The sequence below is a fragment of the Micromonospora sp. NPDC005299 genome, assembly GCF_042872345.1.
Lineage (GTDB): Bacteria > Actinomycetota > Actinomycetes > Mycobacteriales > Micromonosporaceae > Micromonospora.
The window spans coordinates 1-17,004 of record NZ_JBIAKG010000013.1; the positions used below are offsets into that span (position 1 = coordinate 1).

Sequence of the window (17,004 nt, forward strand, 5' to 3'; positions counted from 1 at the left end):
CTGGGAGGTCCGCGACGACATCCACGAAGCCTTCCTCACCCTCGCCTGCGCCATCATCTGCTGGCGACGACTCCAACGCTCAAAGAGTTAGGAGCCCTTAGGCCCGTTCGGCCGGGCAGCTGGCCAAGCCGTAGCCGTCGACAGCGTCACGCAGGTCCTGGTACCGATGTGTCACGCAGGTCCCGAGACCGGACAGAGCAGGTGATGAGCAGGTGTGAAAACTTTCTGTACGGGTTCAAGGCGGCCGGCTTCGCAGGCCGCTCGCGCCGCCGAACCTGGGCCGGGCCGATGGCCCGCCGCCGCGCCTCTGGCCTTCGGCCGCCCGCGCGTCGGTGATAGCCCGCCGGCGGCGCGACATACGAAGAAGCCCCGGGCCGCCATGATCGATGCCAGTTCCGGGGCTTCACGTTGGTCGAGACACAGGCGGTGCCTCCGGCGGGGCGCTCGGGCGCTCTGGATGGTGGCGCCATCCCGACAACCTCCGTCCGGGCAAAGCCGAGCAGGTGGGGCCTGCCCGGTCAAGGTCGTTCAGACAGTGGGGTGCTCCACCTTGACCGGGCAGGCCCCACCCACTCCACAGGTGTGCGGACGAAGGCCGACGGGATGGCTAGGAGGCGGAAGTCGATGCTCGGGTTCGGTTCTTTGTTCAGAGCAGCGGCCGTCATGGTCGGCGGCCGACAGGGTGGCCATGGGTGGGTGGCTACGGCCGTCGAACGAGCGAGTTCTTTGGTAGGTCTATGCGATGACTTCTCATAAAGTCGAGCAGTCTATCGGTATCGATGTCCATCGAAAGCCCCTCCGGCGGGTCACACTCCGTATAGAACATCCCGAGGGGCGGAGATAGCACAACGATAGGAGAATCGGCGGGGGTCATCACGACCTGATCAATATTTCCCTGATCGTCATGTACAGCAAAAAGCCTCATCATGTTGTACTCCTCTAGATCCAAGTAACCAAGTAGTTTAGCCATACGCTTCGTACGGGCTGCGTCGGATGTGTATTGACGAGGACGTAATTAAGGTTAAGGTTTGGGTTTCCTGTTGGAGTGGCGTTGGTTACTACATTAACGTCCCTCGCGCTAACTGACATCACTGTAGGTGGTTGGGTTTCGAAGGCGTGAGGGGTGACAGATATCGTGACGGTTCCCCTTCCGCTCGCCAAGATTCCCGTGGAGATAGGAATCCTGTCCCCCGGATTAAGTGGAGTGACCCCCGCCCAGCGGCCTTGGTGCATGGCAAAATTTGGCATGCGACACCCACCCTTTCTCGTGTTGGATGTTCGAATTTAGTCCTGATCAGACGCACTTGCAGACGGGTAGCTTAACCAGCGACCCTGGCGTGCCGTGTGGAATCGACCGAGAATCTGAGGCGGCAGGGGCTTTCGGGTATCAGGTTGTGGAGGAAGCACCGCGGGCCGTGGTCGCGCGGCACGGCCGCTGGGGTGACGAACCGGATCCACGGTCGACTGCGTCCCGTACTGGCCGTGCGTCTAGCCTCGAGTGAGGATGAAGCTGGTGCCGACGATCGCCGGCTGTGCGACTGGCGGCCTGACCTCGGAGAAGCTTGACCGTCGGTAAAGATCATCGGGTACAGATCCACTACAACTGAGAGCAATCACTAGCGGTAGAGGCTGGCAAGTGTCGGCAGGTTCGACACTGGCCAGGGCGTCGATCGGCCCGACTGATGATGCTCTCTTGCTACCGTGGGTGTAAGGGTTTCAAATCCCCGGAGGGGTCCGCCGCCATGGATCGGCGTCCGCGCCGCCGCTAACGTGGCTCCCGTGACGAGGGAGGTTGAGCCGGAGGTGCAGCGGCTTCGGGACCAGGCGCTGACGAACGTTGGTCGCGCATCTGGCCGGACTCCGCTCCGATCCGCCGTGTACCACCTGACGAGAGGTCGGATCGACAGACGCCCACGGTATTCCGTCGGCCAGCTCCCGACCCTCGGGACGCCCTGGCAGGACACCGTCTCCGGCCGGTACTTCGGATGGCGCTGTAGGGAGGCGAACCTGAACGGCCGGTTGGCCTTTGTGGTCGAGTACATCGTGTGCCAGTACTGCCAGGCGGCCTGGGTGGACAAGCCGTACACGGCTGAGGAGTACCAACGGAAGGGGCTTGCCTCAACCGCCTTGAGGGCGCTTCGCGAAGAGAACCCGGGGCTGAGATGGTCCACGGGCAGCGGGCATATGAGAGACGCAAGAGCCTTCTGGGCAGCTGTCGGTATGGGCGTTCCTGGCGGGTACGAGGAGCGCGAATTGTGCGAGCACATCGACAGGCACGGGGGAGTGAAGCCACCCTGGTTGCTCAGGCGGCAGCGCCGACTCAGAGCGAGTGATCGCCGACTCCGTGGCTGATCGACCGAGCGTCCAGGCTGTCGGGAGGCACGGACTGTGGCACCAAGATCATGCCGTCGGCAGGCCGTCGAAGGTGGACCAGTAGCAACGAAGGCTGACCAACGTTGACTGCCTGAGTCCCAGGTCGGGAGGCGTGAAGCCCGCTTTGATCGCCTCTGCCTGACACCGAGATCAATGCAACGCCAAGTGATCACCGCGGGCGCTCTGACCTGCTTGACGATTTCCCAGCACATGCGTGAAGGCGGCCGTCCGGCACGCACTCGGCGCGGCGGGTGCGGGTCCGGAACGTAGCAGCGGTTGAAGGGGATAAATGGCTTGCACAGGCGCCGGGCTGAGAGTTTGACTGCTCGCCATGCCTTCCCCCTCACCGATCTTCGTTGCGGGTACGGGTCGTTCGGGAACCTCACGGATCGCCGACATCATCGGCGAACATCCGCTGATCCATCGGATTCCCATGGAGACCCGGTTTCTCATCGACCCGGGTGGCCTGCGGGACCTGGCCGACGCGCTCACCGATCGATACGACCCCACCGTCGGTGAGGACGCCCTGCACCGGCTGAGCGACTTTCTCACCGTACGAGTGCCCGGCCGGCGCGACGATCGCGGCAAAACCGTTCCCGAACTCGTCGGCGAGCGGCGCTACCGGGACGCGGTGCAACAGCTCTGGCCGCAGTTGATCGCGTTTACATACGACGAACCTGCGCCCGCGGAAGGCTTCGGGAACGCCGACCGGCCTGCCGGGCCGTTCGAGCCGCTGAGCCGTCGGCGGGTACTTCCCAGGTATTTCAGCGACCGGGGCGAACTGCTCGGGATCTTGCGGGGCCTGATCGACACCATGTTCGGCGGAGCAGCCGCCGACGCGGGCAAGCCGACCTGGTGTGAGAAGACAGCGTTCAACCTGCTGTGCATGGAGTTCCTCTGGGAACTGGTCCCCGAAGCGACCATCGTGCACATCAAGCGTCACCCGGTCTCAGTGCTCGCGTCCCACCTGGCCCAGCCCTGGGCACCGCCCACCGTCGACGGCGCGCTCGCCTACCTCAAGCCGGTCTACCACCGATGGCTCACCTGGAAGAACACGGTCGACCTGACGGGCCGGCGATACATCGAGGTGAAAGCAGAAGATTTCGCAGCCGACTGGCCCGGGCAGCGCCGCGCCCTGTTCGAACGGCTCGACGTCGACGACTTCGCCACCCCTTCAACGTTTCAGTCGCACAAGCTGACGAACCGCAACAACCAATTCGACCACGAAACCCGCGAGCTCATCGAAGAAGCACTCGGCAAGATCATCCCGGCCATGGGCTATGAGTGACGGCTCCGGCTCTTCACCTTGACGACGCCGCGGACAACTCGGAGTTGCGCCACCTCAACACCCATCCGCCCTCGGGTGTCCCGAAGCCCCCTCGAAGCAGGTCGTTGAAGGCATCCAGGGTGCCTCGCCAGGTGTAATGGCAGAGCAGCCGGGAGAACTCGCGAGCGAAGCCGTCGAAGTCGGAGAAGTGGGCGCCGTCGATCACCAGCACCGGAAGGTCATCGCTTGGTCGGGGTCATGATCCAGGTAGTGGGCCGCCTACCCGTGCGGGAGTCGGGGTCACTCGCGGGTGAGGCCGGGTGGTAGCGCGTCCTGGTCGGGTGTGACCCGGCGGGCGTTGGCCAGGGGGTCGTGCTGGAGGGCGTCGATCAGCCGGTCCGACCCGCCGACGCAGGTCCAGGCGTCGTCCCAGAGTGCGGAGACCAGCCAGGACCGGTCGGCCGGGAAGAAGAGGTCGGGCAGCCATCCGTCCCCTCGCATGTGGCCAGAGCGCCAGGTGAGGGCCTGCTCCGGTCCGGCCTCGACCAGCACGTACCGCCAGTCCCAGTAGAGCGGCACCGTCGGGGCGCGGGGGAAGACGATGTCGTGGGCGCCGGTGTCGAGGTAGCCCAGCCACCAGGGCTGCTCCGGGGTGTGCGCCCTGAGGTCGTCGACGAGGGCGCGTTCGTAGGCGGCGGCGGGGATGTCGTCGCTCCGCCAGGTGGTGGCGTAGGCGTCGAAGACGGGCGGGATGGCGGTGGTGATCGAGAGACCGGTGGTGGTGTGGCCGCTGATCCAGTCCACGTCGGCGGCGGTGCCGATCCGCCACTCCCGGCCGTGCTTCATCGCCCGCATGCTCCCATTCAAGCGCGGGACGTTGAGATCTTGGAGAGTTGCCGTTCGGTACGAACGTCAACTCCCCAAGACTCAGGCGAGCGTCAGTACGCGTAGGTGACGGAGACGGTGGTGGCGGGGCAGTTGTTCGCCCAGCTGGTCAGGGCGCTCTTCTCGGCGCTGTCCACGGTGAGCCGCCACCGCACCTTCACCGCGACCCACTCGCCGATATAGCGGCAGCGGGCGGAGGCGTACGACGGCAGCCAGGTGGCCGGGTCCTGGTCGCCCTTGGCCTGGTTGACGTTGTCGGTGACCGCCGCCAGCGCCCGGGCGTCGCCCAGGTCGTTGGCGTACGCCTGGCGGCGGCTGGTGGTCCAGTTGCGGGCGCCGGAGTCCCAGGCCTCGGCGAGCGGGACCATGTGGTCGATGTCCAGGTCGCCGGTGAGCGTCCAGTAGGCGTTGTCGTAGTAGGAGTACCAGCGGCCCCCGGAGAGGGTGCAGGTGCCGCTGATCGTGGGTTTGGTGGTGGCCTCGGCCTGGAGGACCTCGTTGCGGGTGTTGCAGCCGTCGCCGTCGGCGTCGATCCAGTGTGGGAAGAGGTCGCGGTCGTAGCCGGTGCGGACCTCCGTGGCGACGGGGAGGCCGGCGACGGCGGTGGTCAGGGAGGCGGAGTAGCCGGCGGCTGAGGTGGGCGGGGTGGGGCCGAGGGTGGCGGCCAGGATCGCGGCGAGGCTGATGGCCGTGGCGCGCAGCGTGCGGGTCATGGGACTCCATCCGAATGGGATTGGCAGGTGGTGGCACCCATATAGACAGAGATAGAAGTAACGGTCTAGATCAAGTTCCGTGAACAGTGGATGGCCGGAACCGGACGTACGCCGCTGCCGGGGCGGAACCGGACGCGCCGGCGGCCGCTCAGGTGTGTGCCGGCGGGGCAGGGGTAGACGCCGGGCAACGGCGAGACGAGGTGGGAGGTCCCGGTGGACTCGTACCCCGCGGTGGAGGACCACGGCCTGATCGGCGACCTGCAGACGGCGGCGCTGATCACGAAGGACGGCACGCTGGACTGGTTCTGCGCCCCCCGGTTCGACTCGCCGAGCATCTTCGGCGGCCTGCTCGACCGCCATCGCGGTGGCCACTTCCAGGTCTCGCCGGAGGGCGTCGACTACACCAGCAAACAGCTCTACCTCCCCGGAACCCCGATCCTCATCACCCGCTTCCTCAGCGCCGACGGAGTCGGCGAGCTGGTGGACTTCATGCCGGTGGCGGGCGACCGGGCCACCGACCACCACCGGCTGGTCCGCATGCTGCGGGTGGTGCGCGGCAGCATGCGGTTCCTGGTGGACTGCCGCCCCCGGTTCAACTACGGACGGGACCCGCACGAGCTGGAGGTGCACCCGGCCGGCACGGTCTTCCGCAGTCCCGGGCTCTCGCTCACCCTGAGCACCGTCCGCTACGCCGACCAGCTCGAGCAGAACGAGCGCCGGCGGAGCGAGGAGGGCGTCTGCGTCGTCGTCACCCTGGATGAGGGCGAGGCCGGCGGCGTGATCCTGGAGACGGACTCCCCGGAGCCGCCGCGTTCCTATTCGCCCGAGGAGGCGCGCGAGATGCTCGAACAGACGCGCGACTTCTGGCGGCGCTGGCTCAGCCGCTCGCACTACACCGGGCGATGGCGGGAGATGGTGGAGCGGTCGGCCATGACGCTCAAGCTCATGACGTACGCGCCGACCGGCGCGCTGATCGCCGCCCCCACCGCCGGGCTGCCCGAACGGGTGGGCGGCGAACGCAACTGGGACTACCGCTACACCTGGATCCGGGACGCGTCGTTCTCCGTGCACGCCCTGCTCAGCCTGGGCTTCACCGAGGAGGCCTGGCAGTACCAGCACTGGGTCGACGACCGGATCCGGGACGCCGAGGCGAGCGGCGTGCCGTTGCAGATCATGTACCGCGTAGACGGCTCACCCGACCTCACCGAGGAGGTGCTCGACCACCTCGAGGGCTACCGCGGGTCCGCGCCGGTGCGGATCGGCAACGGCGCGGCGAACCAACTGCAACTCGACATCTACGGCGAGATGCTCAACGCCGCGTACCTGGGCAACGATCACGGCCTGAAGGACTCGCACGAGGGCTGGCGGAACCTGGTCGGGATCCTGGACTGGCTCTGCGCGCACTGGGACCAGCCCGAGGACGGGATCTGGGAGACGCGGTCCGGCCGCCAGGACTTCACCTACGGGCGACTGATGTCGTGGGTGGCGCTCGACCGAGCGATCCGACTGGCCCACCGGCACGGCCGACCCGCCGACGTCGCCAGGTGGACGCAGGCCCGGGACCGGATCTACGAGCAGATCATGACGCGCGGCTACGACCCGCGACGGCGCGCCTTCGTGCAGCACTACGGCACCCACCTGCTCGACGCGTCGCTGCTCGCCATGCCGTCGCTCGGCTTCGTGGCGCCCACCGACCCGATGTGGCAGACGACGCTGCGGGCCATCGACGCCGAACTCGTCTCCGACAGCCTCGTCTACCGCTACGACCCGGCCGCCACGGCGGACGGCCTCTCCGGCAGGGAGAGCACCTTCACCATGTGCACCTTCTGGTACGTGCAGGCCCTGGCGGAGTCCGGCCGGCTCGACGACGCGCAGTTGACCTTCGAGAAGATGCTCACCTACAGCAGCCAGGTCGGCCTCTACTCCGAGGAGATCGCCCCGACCGGGGAGCAGGCCGGCAACCTCCCGCAGGCGTTCAGCCACCTCTCCCTCATCAGCACCGCGGCGAACCTCGACCGGCTCCTCGACGCCCGCGGCTGACCGCCGGGCGGGAGAAACCCGCTGTGTGGCCCGCCCGCGCCCGCTACGGTGACCGGAGTACGGGTTACCGGCCCGGCCCGGGCGGGTAAGCGCCCCCGACCCGCAGCGCGTGCCGCGGCCACCGTCCACGGGGGCGCAGCCCGGGAGATGCGGCTGTGACGTCCGAGGACGAGCATGGGGGTACGACGAAAGGGGCGGACATGACCGACGACATCGCTTCGAAGGTTCCGCCGGACCCGGCCCCCGTGCTGAGCGCGCCAGCGGGTCCACCACAGGTCGGGCCGCCGAGCAGCCTGGACCTGTGGGCCCGGGCGCAGACGCTGCACCGCTGCTTCGGTGACGACGACGGCGAACCGCACATCATGCGCGGCCTGGACTGAGGCCCCGCCACATCGCAGGCGCCCCGGCCCGGGGCGCCCGGATCCGCGCGTCTGGACAGTGGACGGACGTCGCCCCGGCCCCGGGGCCTCCCGTTCAACCGGCAGTGGGCGGGCCCAGCCGGGCCGCACGGGCGTGCAGGTAGCGCTGCTGGGCCAGGTTCATCGACCGGCGGGCCGCCGCCAGGTACGCCGCCCGGGCCGCGTCCGGCTCCCCGGCCAGCTCCAGCAGGTGCGCCCGGGCCGCGTGGCGGCGGTGGTCCTCGGCGACCCGGCGGTCGGTCCCCAGCGCGTCGAGCAGCGCCAGGCCGGCCCGCGGACCGCGCGCCATGGCCACCGCCACGGCGTGGTTCAGCCGGACCACCGGGTTGTCGTGCAGGGTCAGCAGCATCTCGTAGAGCGCGACGATCTGCGGCCAGTCCGTCGCCTCGACGCTGGGCGCCTCGTCGTGCAGCGCGGCGATCGCCGCCTGGAGCTGGTACGGCCCGACCACTCCCCGGGGCAGCGCGGCGGCGACCAGCGCCGTCCCCTCGGCGATCTGCCCGGCCCGCCAGCACCGCCGGTCCTGCTCGGCGATCGGCACGAGCGTCCCGTCCGGACCGGTACGCGCCGGCGTACGCGCGTCGGTGAGCAGCATCAGCGCCAGCAGCCCGGCGACCTCCGCGTCGTCGGTGAGCCGGTGCAGCAACCGGGCCAGCCGGATCGCCTCGGCGCACAGGTCGGGCCGGTGCAGCCGCTCCCCGGCGGTGCTCGCGTACCCCTCGTTGAAGATCAGGTAGAGCACGTGCAGCACGGCGTCGAGCCGGGCGGCCCGCTCCGGGCCGGCCGGCGGGGCGAACGGCAGCCCGCTGTCCCGGATGCGCTGCTTGGCCCGGGTGATCCGCCGGGTCATGGTCGCCTCCGGCACCAGGAACGCCCGGGCCACCTCGGCGGTGCTCAACCCGCCGACCGCGCGCAGCGTCAGCGCGATCTGCCCGGCCGGCGGCAGCGCCGGGTGGCAGCAGAGGAACAGCAGGACAAGGCTGTCGTCGGCGTCGTCCGGCACGCTGTCCGCGGGCGGCGCCAGCCAGCGGTCCGCCGGCGCCTCCCGGGCCACACCGTCCTCCCGGCGGCGCCGGGCCTGCTCGGCCCGCAGCAGGTCGGTCAGCCGGCGGGACGCCACGGTGATCAGCCACGCCTTCGGGTCGTCCGGCAGCCCGCCGTCCGGCCAGCGGGTGGCGGCGGTGAGCAGCGCCTCCTGGGTGGCGTCCTCGGCGGTGTCGAAATGCCCGTACCGGCGGACCAGCGCGCCGAGGACCTGCGGCGCCAGGGCACGCAGCAGATCCTCGACGCGCGCGACGGGCACCGGTCAGCCCTGGAGTTCCTCGATGCCGTCCACGACCGGCCGCACGTCGACGTACTCGCCCTCGGCGTCCGGGTTGACGAACCGGGCGGCGATCTCGGTGGCCCGGTCGAAGCTGGCGCACTCGACCATCGTGTAACCGGCCAGCACCTCCTGCGTCTCGGCGTACGGGCCGTCGGTCACCACGGGCGCGCCGCCGCGCAGCCGGACCCGGCGGGCGTGCACCGGCGCGGACAGCCCCTGCGCGTCGACGAGTTCGCCGCTCTCGGCCATGTCCTTGTGCACCGCCTCCATGTGGGCGTGCATCGCGGCGAGCTGCTCCGGGCTCATCGGTGGCCGGTCGCCGGGCCGCCCGGCCATGACGTCGTAGTCCCGCTGGCTGCCGTAGAGCATGATCAGGTATTTCATGGTGTCTCCTCTCGGCCGGCGCCCCGCGGCGCCGCTCACCCGGGACGTCGGAGCCGCGCAGCCGCCCCGGACACGAGCCTAGGGGCGGATCAGCCGACCCGGCCCGAGGCGAGCAGCGCGGCGGTGGGCAGCGCCAGGTTGCCGTCGGCGTGCCGGTAGGGGGCGGCGAGCCGGTCGTACTCCCCGCGGACCCGCTCGCGCACGGCCGTCGGCTGCCGTTGCAGCATCAGGCCGATGGTGCTGATGCCGGCCGCCGGGCCGGCCCACCAGTCCTCCGGGTCGGTGCGGTGCGCCCAGGTGAGTGTCTCGGAGCGGACGTCGGCCAGCCCGGCCGCGGCCAGCAGCCCGGCGAGGCCCGCCTCGGTGCGGGGGAAGTCCCGCTCGGGCGCGACCCGGGGCAGGTCGGGCGGTGTCGCGACGCCGGCCGCGGCGAGGGCCTCACCCCAGAGCCGTTGCAGCGGCGGGTGCGGGGACGGCCAGGCGGTCACCGCGACCCGGCCGCCGGGGCGGACCACCCGGCGCAGCTCGGCCAGGCCGGCGGCGGGGTCGCCGACGTGGTTGAGCACGAAGCTCGCCACCGCCGCGTCGAAGTCGCCGGGCGGGAACGGCAGCCGCGGCAGCGCGGCGGCGCGGACCTCGGCGCCCGGCGCGGCCCGCCGGGCCGCGTCGAGCATGCTCGGCTCCGCGTCGACCGCCACCACCTCGGCGCCGCGGCCCAGGGCCAGCGCGGCGACGGTGCCCGGCCCGGTGCCCACGTCGATCACCCGCCGTCCGGCCCGCACCCCCGCCGCGTCCAGCAGCGCGTCCGCCGGGTACGCGCAGAGCCGGCCGAAGCTGCGCGCGTACGCCTCGGCGCGGCCCGCCCACCGGGACCGTTCGTGCGCGTCGAAATCGGTGTCGATCACCGCCGCAGCGTAGCGGTGACCGGGGGTGCGGGGCGGGCCTACAGTGGCGGCATGACGACGTTGCTCGTGACGCTGGCGGTGGTGGCCGCGGTCGTGGCCGTGATGGTCGGGTTCGTCTCCTGGCGGGACCGGCGGCGGCGTGCCACCGAGGAGGATCCGGCGGCGGTCCGGGCGGCCCGGGGGGAGCGGCACCGGCGGGCGGCCGAGCGGGAGCACGTGCAGCACGACGGCTGGAACAACGGCGGCCACGGCTTCACCGGCTGACGCCGTACGGCGCGGCGCAGCACCGGCGCCCAGCGGCTTGTGACCCGGTGGCCGCCGTTCACCGCCCCGACTGAACGAAGGCCGGCGCGCGCACGTGATTCCCCGGTGGGCATCAACGGCGCACGGTCGGGGTACTGCGCTGACACAGCGGAGCAGCCGGGAGGCAACGGTGGGGGAGAAGGCGGGACGTCGGCGGCCGGGACCCCTCGCCGGGCTGCTGGTGGCCGTGGTGGTGGCGGCCGGCTGCATGGGCGGCGGGCTGGACCAGGGCGAGCCGGAGCAGCCCCGCCCGCGGCAGAGCGGCCGGCCGGCCTCCCCTGGAGCGGACTCGACCCGGGCGGACGGCACCACGAGCGTGGCCGAGTTCAAGCAGGACTTCTCCGACGCCGTGGGCATCGCCCAGCGCTACTGGACGGACCGGTTCCGGGCCTCGGGCAAGCAGTTCCAGCCGATCCGGCGGGTGGTGCCGTACACCAGGTCCGGTGAGGTGTCCTGCGGCGGCGAGGGGCTGCCCCGCAACAACGCGGTCTACTGCTCGGCGGGCGACTTCATCGCCTACGACGTGAACTGGTCGGTGGGGGCGTTCCGGCAGGTCGGCGACGCCTTCCTGTTCTACCTGCTCGGCCACGAGTACGCCCACGGCGTCCAGGTCCGCCTCGGCATCCGCTACAACTTCACCATCCAGCAGGAGTTGCAGGCGGACTGCATGGCGGGGGCGTACATCGGCGACAACGTGCGCTCGGGGACGCTGACCCTGGCCGAGGGCGACCTGGACGAGTTCCGGGAGGGGCTGCTGGCGGTCGGCGACGACCCGGACCAGCCCTGGTTCGCCGAGGGCTCGCACGGCACCGCCGAGCAGCGCACCGACTCGTTCTTCCGCGGCTACGAGAATTCCCTGGACGCCTGCGGCCTCGGCTGATGTCGCAGGTCACCCTCGCCGGGGACGATGACCGCCCGGCGCGGTCCGGCTGAGAGGATCGCCGGGTACGCGCATCCGAGGAGGCCCCCGCTGAGCAGCAGACACCCCGCCGCCGTGCTCTTCGACATGGACGGCACCCTGGTCGACAGCGAGAAGCTCTGGGACGTCGCGCTGCAGGAACTCGCGGCGTTCTACGGCGGTGAGCTCTCCGAGGCGGCTCGCAAGGCGATCATCGGCACCAGCATGGCCGCCTCGATGCGGATCGTGCACGACGACCTCGGCCAGCCGGAGCGGGACCCGCAGGCCAGCGCCGAGTGGATCAACGCCCGGATCCTGGAGCTGTTCCGCAGCGGGCTGCGCTGGCGGCCCGGGGCGATGGCCCTGCTGCGCGCGGTCCGCGCCGCGGACATCCCCACCGCCCTGGTCACCTCCAGCGGCCGTCCGCTGGTCGAGGTCGCCCTCGACACCCTGGGCCGGGACAGCTTCGACGCGGTGGTCTGCGGCGACGAGGTGGGCGCGGCCAAGCCGCACCCGGAGCCGTACCTGACCGCGGCGCGGCTGCTCGGTGTGCCGATCGAGCGGTGCGTGGCGATCGAGGACTCGCCGACCGGGGTGGCCAGCGCGCTGGCCGCCGGGGCCGCCGTGCTGGCCGTACCCGCCGAGGTGCCGCTGGCGCCCGCGGACGGCGTACACCAGGTGGAGAGCCTGACCGCGGCGGACCTGGAGCTGCTCTCCGCCCTGCTCGGCGAACGCCCCGCCTGACGTCGGTCAGTCGGCCTCGCCGAACACCTCCACGGCGATCTGGTAGCTGTCGAACGCCCGCGCGGCGCCGGCGTAGGCGGCCAGGTGGATGAACACCTCGACGATCTCCTCCCGCGTCACCCCGGAGTGCAGGGCGATCCGCAGTTGTCCGCGCAGCGGCTCGTGGGTGCCCAACGCCGCCGCGATCGCCACCGACACCAGGCAGCGGGAGCGCAGGTCCAGGCCCTCGCGGGGCCACACGTCACCGAAGGTGTGCAGGGTGGCCAGCCGCCGGAAGTCCGCGCCGACGGCGGGTTCTCCGGGACCGAGCGGCAGGGTGAGCGGCTGGCCGAGCAGCCCCTCGGCGTTCTCCAACGCCCGCGCGTAGGCGTCCTCCGTCACACCCTCACCCCCGTGGCCCGAGTCTGGCAGAGGGCGGGGAACCTCGACGGTGAAACGGCCCCTGCCACACGCGGTGGCAGGGGCCGTCGTGCGTGCCCGGTCAGTCGTGGGCGATGGCGCCCAGCACGTTGATCCGCGCGGCGCGGATCGCGGGCAGCACCGCGGCCACCACGCCGATGATCGCCGCCAGGACCAGGAAGGTCACCATCTGGCTCCAGGGCAGGACCAGGTCGGTGATGCCCTCGTCCTTGAGCGCCCGGACCACGGCCGCGCCGAGGCCGGTGCCGACGACGACGCCGAGCAACGCGCCGAAGATCGAGATCACCACCGCCTCCACGGTGATCATCCGCATGGTCTGTGCCCGGCGCAGGCCGATCGCCCGCAGCAGCCCCAGCTCCCGGGTGCGCTCCAGCACCGACAGGGCGAGGGTGTTGATGATTCCCAGCACCGCGATCACGATGGCCAGCGCCAGCAGGATCTGGATCATCCGCAGCGGCGTGTCCAGCTGGCTGGTCTGCTGCTTGATGAACGCGGCCCGGTCCGCCACCGACACCTCGGGGCTGTCGGCGAGCAGCCGCTCGATCTGCGGCTGTACCGCGGCGACCGAGGTGCCCGGGGCGAGCTGCACGAAGCCCTGGATGGGCTGCGGGATGGCGAAGTCGGTGGCCGCCTGCGGCGGCAGCACCACCGGGTTGGTCAGCTGGGAGCTCTCGTAGATGCCGCTGACCGTGTAGGTGCGGGCCTCGCCCCGGGACAGCTGCACGTTCACCGTCGAGCCGACCGACAGGTTGCGTGACTTGGCGGTGTCCGAGCTGAGCAGCATCTGGTCCGGGCTCAGCCGGCTGATGTCACCGGCGTTCGCCTTCGCCCCGAAGATCCGCTCCAGCGCGGCCACGTCGCTGGACGCGGCCACCCAGGTCCGCTGACCGTTCATCGTGGCCATGTCGCCGTACTCGCCGTCGACCAGTCGCACCCCGGGGATGGCGGCGGCCTTCTCCAGCACCGCCGGGTCGAAGCTCGCCGGGCGGGGGCCGCTCTGGGCGCCGGAGATCACCAGCTCCGCCTTGATGGTGTCCTCGGCCAGGGCGCTGATGCTGCCCTTGGCCGAGTCGAGGATCACCGTCACCCCGGTCACCAGCGCGATGCCGACCATCAGCGCGGCGGCCGTGATCGCGGTGCGGCGGGGGTTGCGACCGGAGTTGAGCTTGCCCAGCTTGCCCGGCACCGACCAGGCGAAGATCGTGCCCAGCAGGGCGACGACCGGCCGGCTGATCAGCGGGGTCAGCAGCGCCACGCCGATGAACGCGAACAGCACGCCGCCCAGGATGGTGGCGAGGGTGTTGTCGCCGGCGTGGCCGCCGAGCCCGAGGAAGAGCAGGCCCGCGCCGATCGCGGTGACCACGGAACCGCCGACGGTCACCTTGGTCAGCGGCCGGTCCGGCGTGGCGACGTCCTGCATGGCGGCGATCGGCGGGATGCGCGAGGCGCGCAGCGCGGGCAGCAGCGCCGCCACCACCGTGATCACCAGGCCCACCGCGAAGGCGCCGATGACCGCCGCGGGCGGCACGCCCAGCCCGGCCAGGGTGAGCCCGCCGGCGAGCTTGCCGAACAGGTACGCCAGCAGCGCGCCGACCCCGATGCCGGCCGCGAGCCCGAGCACCGAGGCGATCAGGCCGACCGCCACGGCCTCCAGCACCACCGAGCCGATGACCTGCCGCCCGCTCGCGCCGATGGCGCGCATGAGCGCCAGCTCGCGGGTGCGCTGGGCCACGATGATCGAGAAGGTGTTGAGGATCAGGAAGGTGCCGACCAGCAGCGCCACCGCGGCGAAGCCGAGAAGGATCTTGTTGAAGAAGGACAGGCCCTCCTTCAGGCCGGCGGACGCGTCGTCCGCGAGCTGCTTGCCGGTCTTCACCTCGTAGTCCGCGCCCAGCGAACGGGCCACCTGCTCGCGCAGCGCCTCGGGCGTGGTGCCGCCGGCGGCCTGCGCGGTCACGTTGGAGAACACGCCCGGCTTGCCGAGCATCAGCTGCTGGGCGACCGGGGTGGTGAACGCCACCTCGTTGACCCCGCCGACCGAATCCCGGCCGCCGCTGTAGCCGAAGACACCGACCAGGGTGAACTCCTTCTTCGGCGCCAGGGTCAGCACGCCGACCCGGTCACCGACCTTGACCTTGGCGGCGTCGGCGAGCGCGACGTTGACCACGATCTCGTCGTCGGCCTGCGGGGCGCGCCCCTCGCGCAGCCTCACCAGGTCGCTCTCGCCGAGCCAGTTCTCGCCCAGCTGCGGCGGGCCGAACGAGGTGACCACCTTGCCGTTGCTGCCGATCAGCCGGGCCCCGTCGGCGTTGACCACGCCCCGGACGTCGGCCACGCCCGGCACCGCCTTGACCCGGTCGACGACCGACGCGGGCACCGGGGCGGCCACCTGCTCGCCCTCGACCTCGGACAGGGCGACCTTCGGCTTCCCGGCCACGTTGACGTCGACGTCGGAGAACGCGTCGGAGAAGACCGCGTCGAAGGAGCGGCCGAGGGTGTCGGTCAGCACGAACGCGCCGGAGACGAACATGACGCCGAGCACCACCGCCAGGCCGGACAACAGCAGGCGCAGCTTGCGCGCCAGCAGGCTCTTCAGAGTGGCCCGGAACATCAGTTGCCCACCTCGGCCGGCGCGTCGAGCTTCTTCATGGTGTCCAGCACCGTGTCGGCGGTCGGCTCGATCAGTTCGGAGACGATCTCACCGTCGGCGAGGAAGACGACCCGGTCGGCGTACGCGGCGGCGGTCGGGTCGTGGGTGACCATGACGATGGTCTGGCCGTGCTCGCGGACCGAGTTGCGCAGGAAGTTGAGCACCTCGGCGCCGGAGCGGGAGTCCAGGTTGCCCGTCGGCTCGTCGGCGAAGATCACCTCGGGGCGGGCGACCAGGGCCCGGGCGCACGCCACCCGCTGCTGCTGGCCGCCGGAGAGCTGCGCCGGGCGGTGCCCGAGCCGCTCCCGCAGGCCCACCGTGTCGATCACGGTGTCGTACCAGGCCGGGTCGGGCTTGCGGCCGGCGATCGACAGCGGCAGCAGGATGTTCTCCTGAGCGGTCAGCGTGGGCAGCAGGTTGAACTGCTGGAAGATGAAACCCACCTTGTCGCGGCGCAGCTTCGTCAGGCCGGCGTCGCCCAGCCCGGTCACCGTGGTGTCACCGATCATGACGGTGCCCCGGGTCACCGAGTCCAGGCCCGCCAGGCAGTGCATCAGCGTCGACTTGCCCGAGCCGGACGGGCCCATGATCGCGGTGAACCGGCCCCGCTCGAACTCGGCGCTCACCCCCCGCAGCGCGATGACCTGCGCCTCGCCGCTGCCGTACACCTTCCACACGTCGCTGGCCCGGGCCGCGGCCTGCGCCTGCTGCCCTACCGTCGCGGTCACGTCATCTACCTCTTCCGTCAGCCTGCTGATCCGCACCGCCCCCGCTGGTCGGTGCGGCTGTTCCCATCCTCGGTGCCGCCGGGCGCGGATCCGTCCACCCCCGGGCGGACCCGTCGCCGGAATTTCCGTTGGGGTCACCCCCGAGGCCGGCTCAGGGTGATCCCTGACCGGCCGGCGCCGCCGACGCTAGGACCTCACGTCGCGTCATGGTCAACCCCGCCGCGCCGCCGATGGTCACGGTAGGTGACCGGTGCCACCTCACCCGCCGGGACGGACCAGGCCGGTCTCGTACGCCAGCACCACCGCCTGCACCCGGTCGCGCAGCCCCAGTTTGGTCAGCACGTGACCGACGTGGGTCTTCACGGTGGTCTCGCTCACCGACAGCTCCCGGGCGATCTCGGCGTTGGACAACCCGCGCGCCACCTGCACGAGGACCTCCCGCTCCCGCTCGGTCAACGCATTCAACGCCTTCGGCGGGGTGGCCGCCGGATCGGGCAGCACGTCGGCGAAGCGGTCCAGCAGCCGGCGCAGGATCCGCGGCGCCACCACCGCCTCCCCGGCCGCCACCGTCCGGATCGCGGTCACCAGGTCCTCGGCCGGCACGTCCTTGGCCAGGAAGCCGCTGGCCCCGGCGCGCAGCGCGCCGACCACGTACTCGTCCAGGTCGAAGGTGGTGAGGATGAGCACCCGCACCGGCAGGCGGGCGTCCACGATCGCGCGGGTGGCCGCCACCCCGTCCATCCGCGGCATCCGGATGTCCATCAGCACCACGTCCGGCAGCAGCCGCCGAGACAGCTCCACCGCCTCCACCCCGTCGCCGGCCTCGGCCACGATGTCCAGGTCGTCCTCGGTGCCCAGCACCATCCGGAAGCCGGTACGCAGCAGCGGCTGGTCGTCGGCGAGCAGGATCCGCACCGGTCGGCCGGCGGTGCTGTCGGTCATCGGTCTCCC

General features: G+C 71.1%; 16 protein-coding genes. 6 read left to right on the forward strand and 10 right to left on the reverse strand.

Annotated elements, in window-relative coordinates:
• Positions 1-2,704: 2,704 nt before the first annotated feature.
• Positions 2,705-3,661, forward strand: a complete 957-nt coding sequence (locus ACFYPD_RS28620) for a sulfotransferase family protein (RefSeq protein WP_387120016.1) — start codon at positions 2,705-2,707, stop codon at positions 3,659-3,661.
• A gap of 13 nt (positions 3,662-3,674) precedes the next feature.
• Here ACFYPD_RS28620 and ACFYPD_RS28625 read toward each other — a convergent pair whose 3' ends face one another.
• The 3 genes from ACFYPD_RS28625 to ACFYPD_RS28635 form a co-directional block, all read right to left on the reverse strand.
• Positions 3,675-3,872 carry a hypothetical protein gene (locus tag ACFYPD_RS28625; protein WP_387120019.1) on the reverse strand — a complete coding sequence of 66 codons (198 nt, stop codon included), beginning with the start codon at positions 3,870-3,872 and terminating at the stop codon, positions 3,675-3,677.
• 68 nt (positions 3,873-3,940) lie between these two features.
• Positions 3,941-4,495 carry a hypothetical protein gene (locus tag ACFYPD_RS28630; RefSeq protein WP_387120022.1) on the reverse strand — a complete coding sequence of 185 codons (555 nt, stop codon included), beginning with the start codon at positions 4,493-4,495 and terminating at the stop codon, positions 3,941-3,943.
• An 83-nt stretch (positions 4,496-4,578) separates the two neighbouring features.
• Positions 4,579-5,238: an HNH endonuclease family protein gene (locus ACFYPD_RS28635; protein WP_387120025.1), complete on the reverse strand. Its 660-nt coding sequence runs from the start codon at positions 5,236-5,238 to the stop codon at positions 4,579-4,581.
• A 213-nt stretch (positions 5,239-5,451) separates the two neighbouring features.
• On the opposite strand from ACFYPD_RS28635, the gene ACFYPD_RS28640 reads away from it, so the two are divergent.
• Both ACFYPD_RS28640 and ACFYPD_RS28645 read left to right on the forward strand, forming a co-directional pair.
• On the forward strand, positions 5,452-7,278 hold the full coding sequence (locus ACFYPD_RS28640) for a glycoside hydrolase family 15 protein (protein ID WP_387120028.1): 1,827 nt from the start codon (positions 5,452-5,454) through the stop codon (positions 7,276-7,278).
• Positions 7,279-7,478: 200 nt separating this feature from the next.
• Entirely contained in the window at positions 7,479-7,658 is a 180-nt protein-coding gene (locus ACFYPD_RS28645) for a hypothetical protein (protein ID WP_151462895.1), read from the forward strand.
• Positions 7,659-7,752: 94 nt separating this feature from the next.
• Here ACFYPD_RS28645 and ACFYPD_RS28650 read toward each other — a convergent pair whose 3' ends face one another.
• The 3 genes from ACFYPD_RS28650 to ACFYPD_RS28660 form a co-directional block, all read right to left on the reverse strand.
• Complete coding sequence (locus ACFYPD_RS28650) at positions 7,753-9,000, reverse strand: RNA polymerase sigma factor (protein WP_387120031.1); 1,248 nt, start codon at positions 8,998-9,000, stop codon at positions 7,753-7,755.
• A 3-nt stretch (positions 9,001-9,003) separates the two neighbouring features.
• Positions 9,004-9,405: a YciI family protein gene (locus ACFYPD_RS28655; protein ID WP_387120034.1), complete on the reverse strand. Its 402-nt coding sequence runs from the start codon at positions 9,403-9,405 to the stop codon at positions 9,004-9,006.
• Between the two features lie 89 nt (positions 9,406-9,494).
• On the reverse strand, positions 9,495-10,310 hold the full coding sequence (locus ACFYPD_RS28660; RefSeq protein ID WP_387120037.1) for a class I SAM-dependent methyltransferase: 816 nt from the start codon (positions 10,308-10,310) through the stop codon (positions 9,495-9,497).
• A 51-nt stretch (positions 10,311-10,361) separates the two neighbouring features.
• On the opposite strand from ACFYPD_RS28660, the gene ACFYPD_RS28665 reads away from it, so the two are divergent.
• The 3 genes from ACFYPD_RS28665 (at position 10,362) to ACFYPD_RS28675 (ending at position 12,255) form a co-directional block, all read left to right on the forward strand.
• Positions 10,362-10,574, forward strand: coding sequence for a hypothetical protein (locus ACFYPD_RS28665; RefSeq protein WP_387120040.1), 213 nt, complete (start codon positions 10,362-10,364; stop codon positions 10,572-10,574).
• Between the two features lie 139 nt (positions 10,575-10,713).
• Entirely contained in the window at positions 10,714-11,493 is a 780-nt protein-coding gene (locus ACFYPD_RS28670; RefSeq protein WP_387120494.1) for a neutral zinc metallopeptidase, read from the forward strand.
• Between the two features lie 114 nt (positions 11,494-11,607).
• On the forward strand, positions 11,608-12,255 hold the full coding sequence (locus ACFYPD_RS28675; RefSeq protein WP_387120043.1) for an HAD family hydrolase: 648 nt from the start codon (positions 11,608-11,610) through the stop codon (positions 12,253-12,255).
• Positions 12,256-12,261: 6 nt separating this feature from the next.
• On the opposite strand, the gene ACFYPD_RS28680 is transcribed toward ACFYPD_RS28675, so the two are convergent.
• From ACFYPD_RS28680 to ACFYPD_RS28695, 4 genes are all read right to left on the reverse strand, one after another.
• A complete protein-coding gene (locus ACFYPD_RS28680) occupies positions 12,262-12,636 on the reverse strand; it encodes a carboxymuconolactone decarboxylase family protein (protein WP_387120046.1) in 375 nt (124 codons plus the stop codon).
• A gap of 100 nt (positions 12,637-12,736) precedes the next feature.
• Positions 12,737-15,286, reverse strand: a complete 2,550-nt coding sequence (locus tag ACFYPD_RS28685) for an ABC transporter permease (protein ID WP_387120049.1) — start codon at positions 15,284-15,286, stop codon at positions 12,737-12,739.
• Positions 15,286-16,053 (reverse strand): ABC transporter ATP-binding protein, encoded by a 768-nt coding sequence (locus tag ACFYPD_RS28690; protein ID WP_151462883.1) that lies wholly within the window; start codon positions 16,051-16,053, stop codon positions 15,286-15,288. Before ACFYPD_RS28690 ends, ACFYPD_RS28685 begins: the two co-directional genes overlap by 1 nt.
• A 258-nt stretch (positions 16,054-16,311) precedes the next feature.
• Positions 16,312-16,995 carry a response regulator gene (locus ACFYPD_RS28695; protein WP_387120052.1) on the reverse strand — a complete coding sequence of 228 codons (684 nt, stop codon included), beginning with the start codon at positions 16,993-16,995 and terminating at the stop codon, positions 16,312-16,314.
• Positions 16,996-17,004 lie beyond the last annotated feature (9 nt).

Bases quoted from the DNA above. Each gene is read 5' to 3' on its own strand.
- ACFYPD_RS28620 (WP_387120016.1), top strand. From the start codon at position 2,705: ATGCCTTCCCCCTCACCGATCTTCGTTGCGGGTACGGGTCGTTCGGGA.
- ACFYPD_RS28630 (WP_387120022.1), bottom strand. From the start codon at position 4,495: ATGCGGGCGATGAAGCACGGCCGGGAGTGGCGGATCGGCACCGCCGCC.
- ACFYPD_RS28635 (WP_387120025.1), bottom strand. From the start codon at position 5,238: ATGACCCGCACGCTGCGCGCCACGGCCATCAGCCTCGCCGCGATCCTG.
- ACFYPD_RS28645 (WP_151462895.1), top strand. From the start codon at position 7,479: ATGACCGACGACATCGCTTCGAAGGTTCCGCCGGACCCGGCCCCCGTG.
- ACFYPD_RS28655 (WP_387120034.1), bottom strand. From the start codon at position 9,405: ATGAAATACCTGATCATGCTCTACGGCAGCCAGCGGGACTACGACGTC.
- ACFYPD_RS28665 (WP_387120040.1), top strand. From the start codon at position 10,362: ATGACGACGTTGCTCGTGACGCTGGCGGTGGTGGCCGCGGTCGTGGCC.
- ACFYPD_RS28685 (WP_387120049.1), bottom strand. From the start codon at position 15,286: ATGTTCCGGGCCACTCTGAAGAGCCTGCTGGCGCGCAAGCTGCGCCTG.
- ACFYPD_RS28695 (WP_387120052.1), bottom strand. From the start codon at position 16,995: ATGACCGACAGCACCGCCGGCCGACCGGTGCGGATCCTGCTCGCCGAC.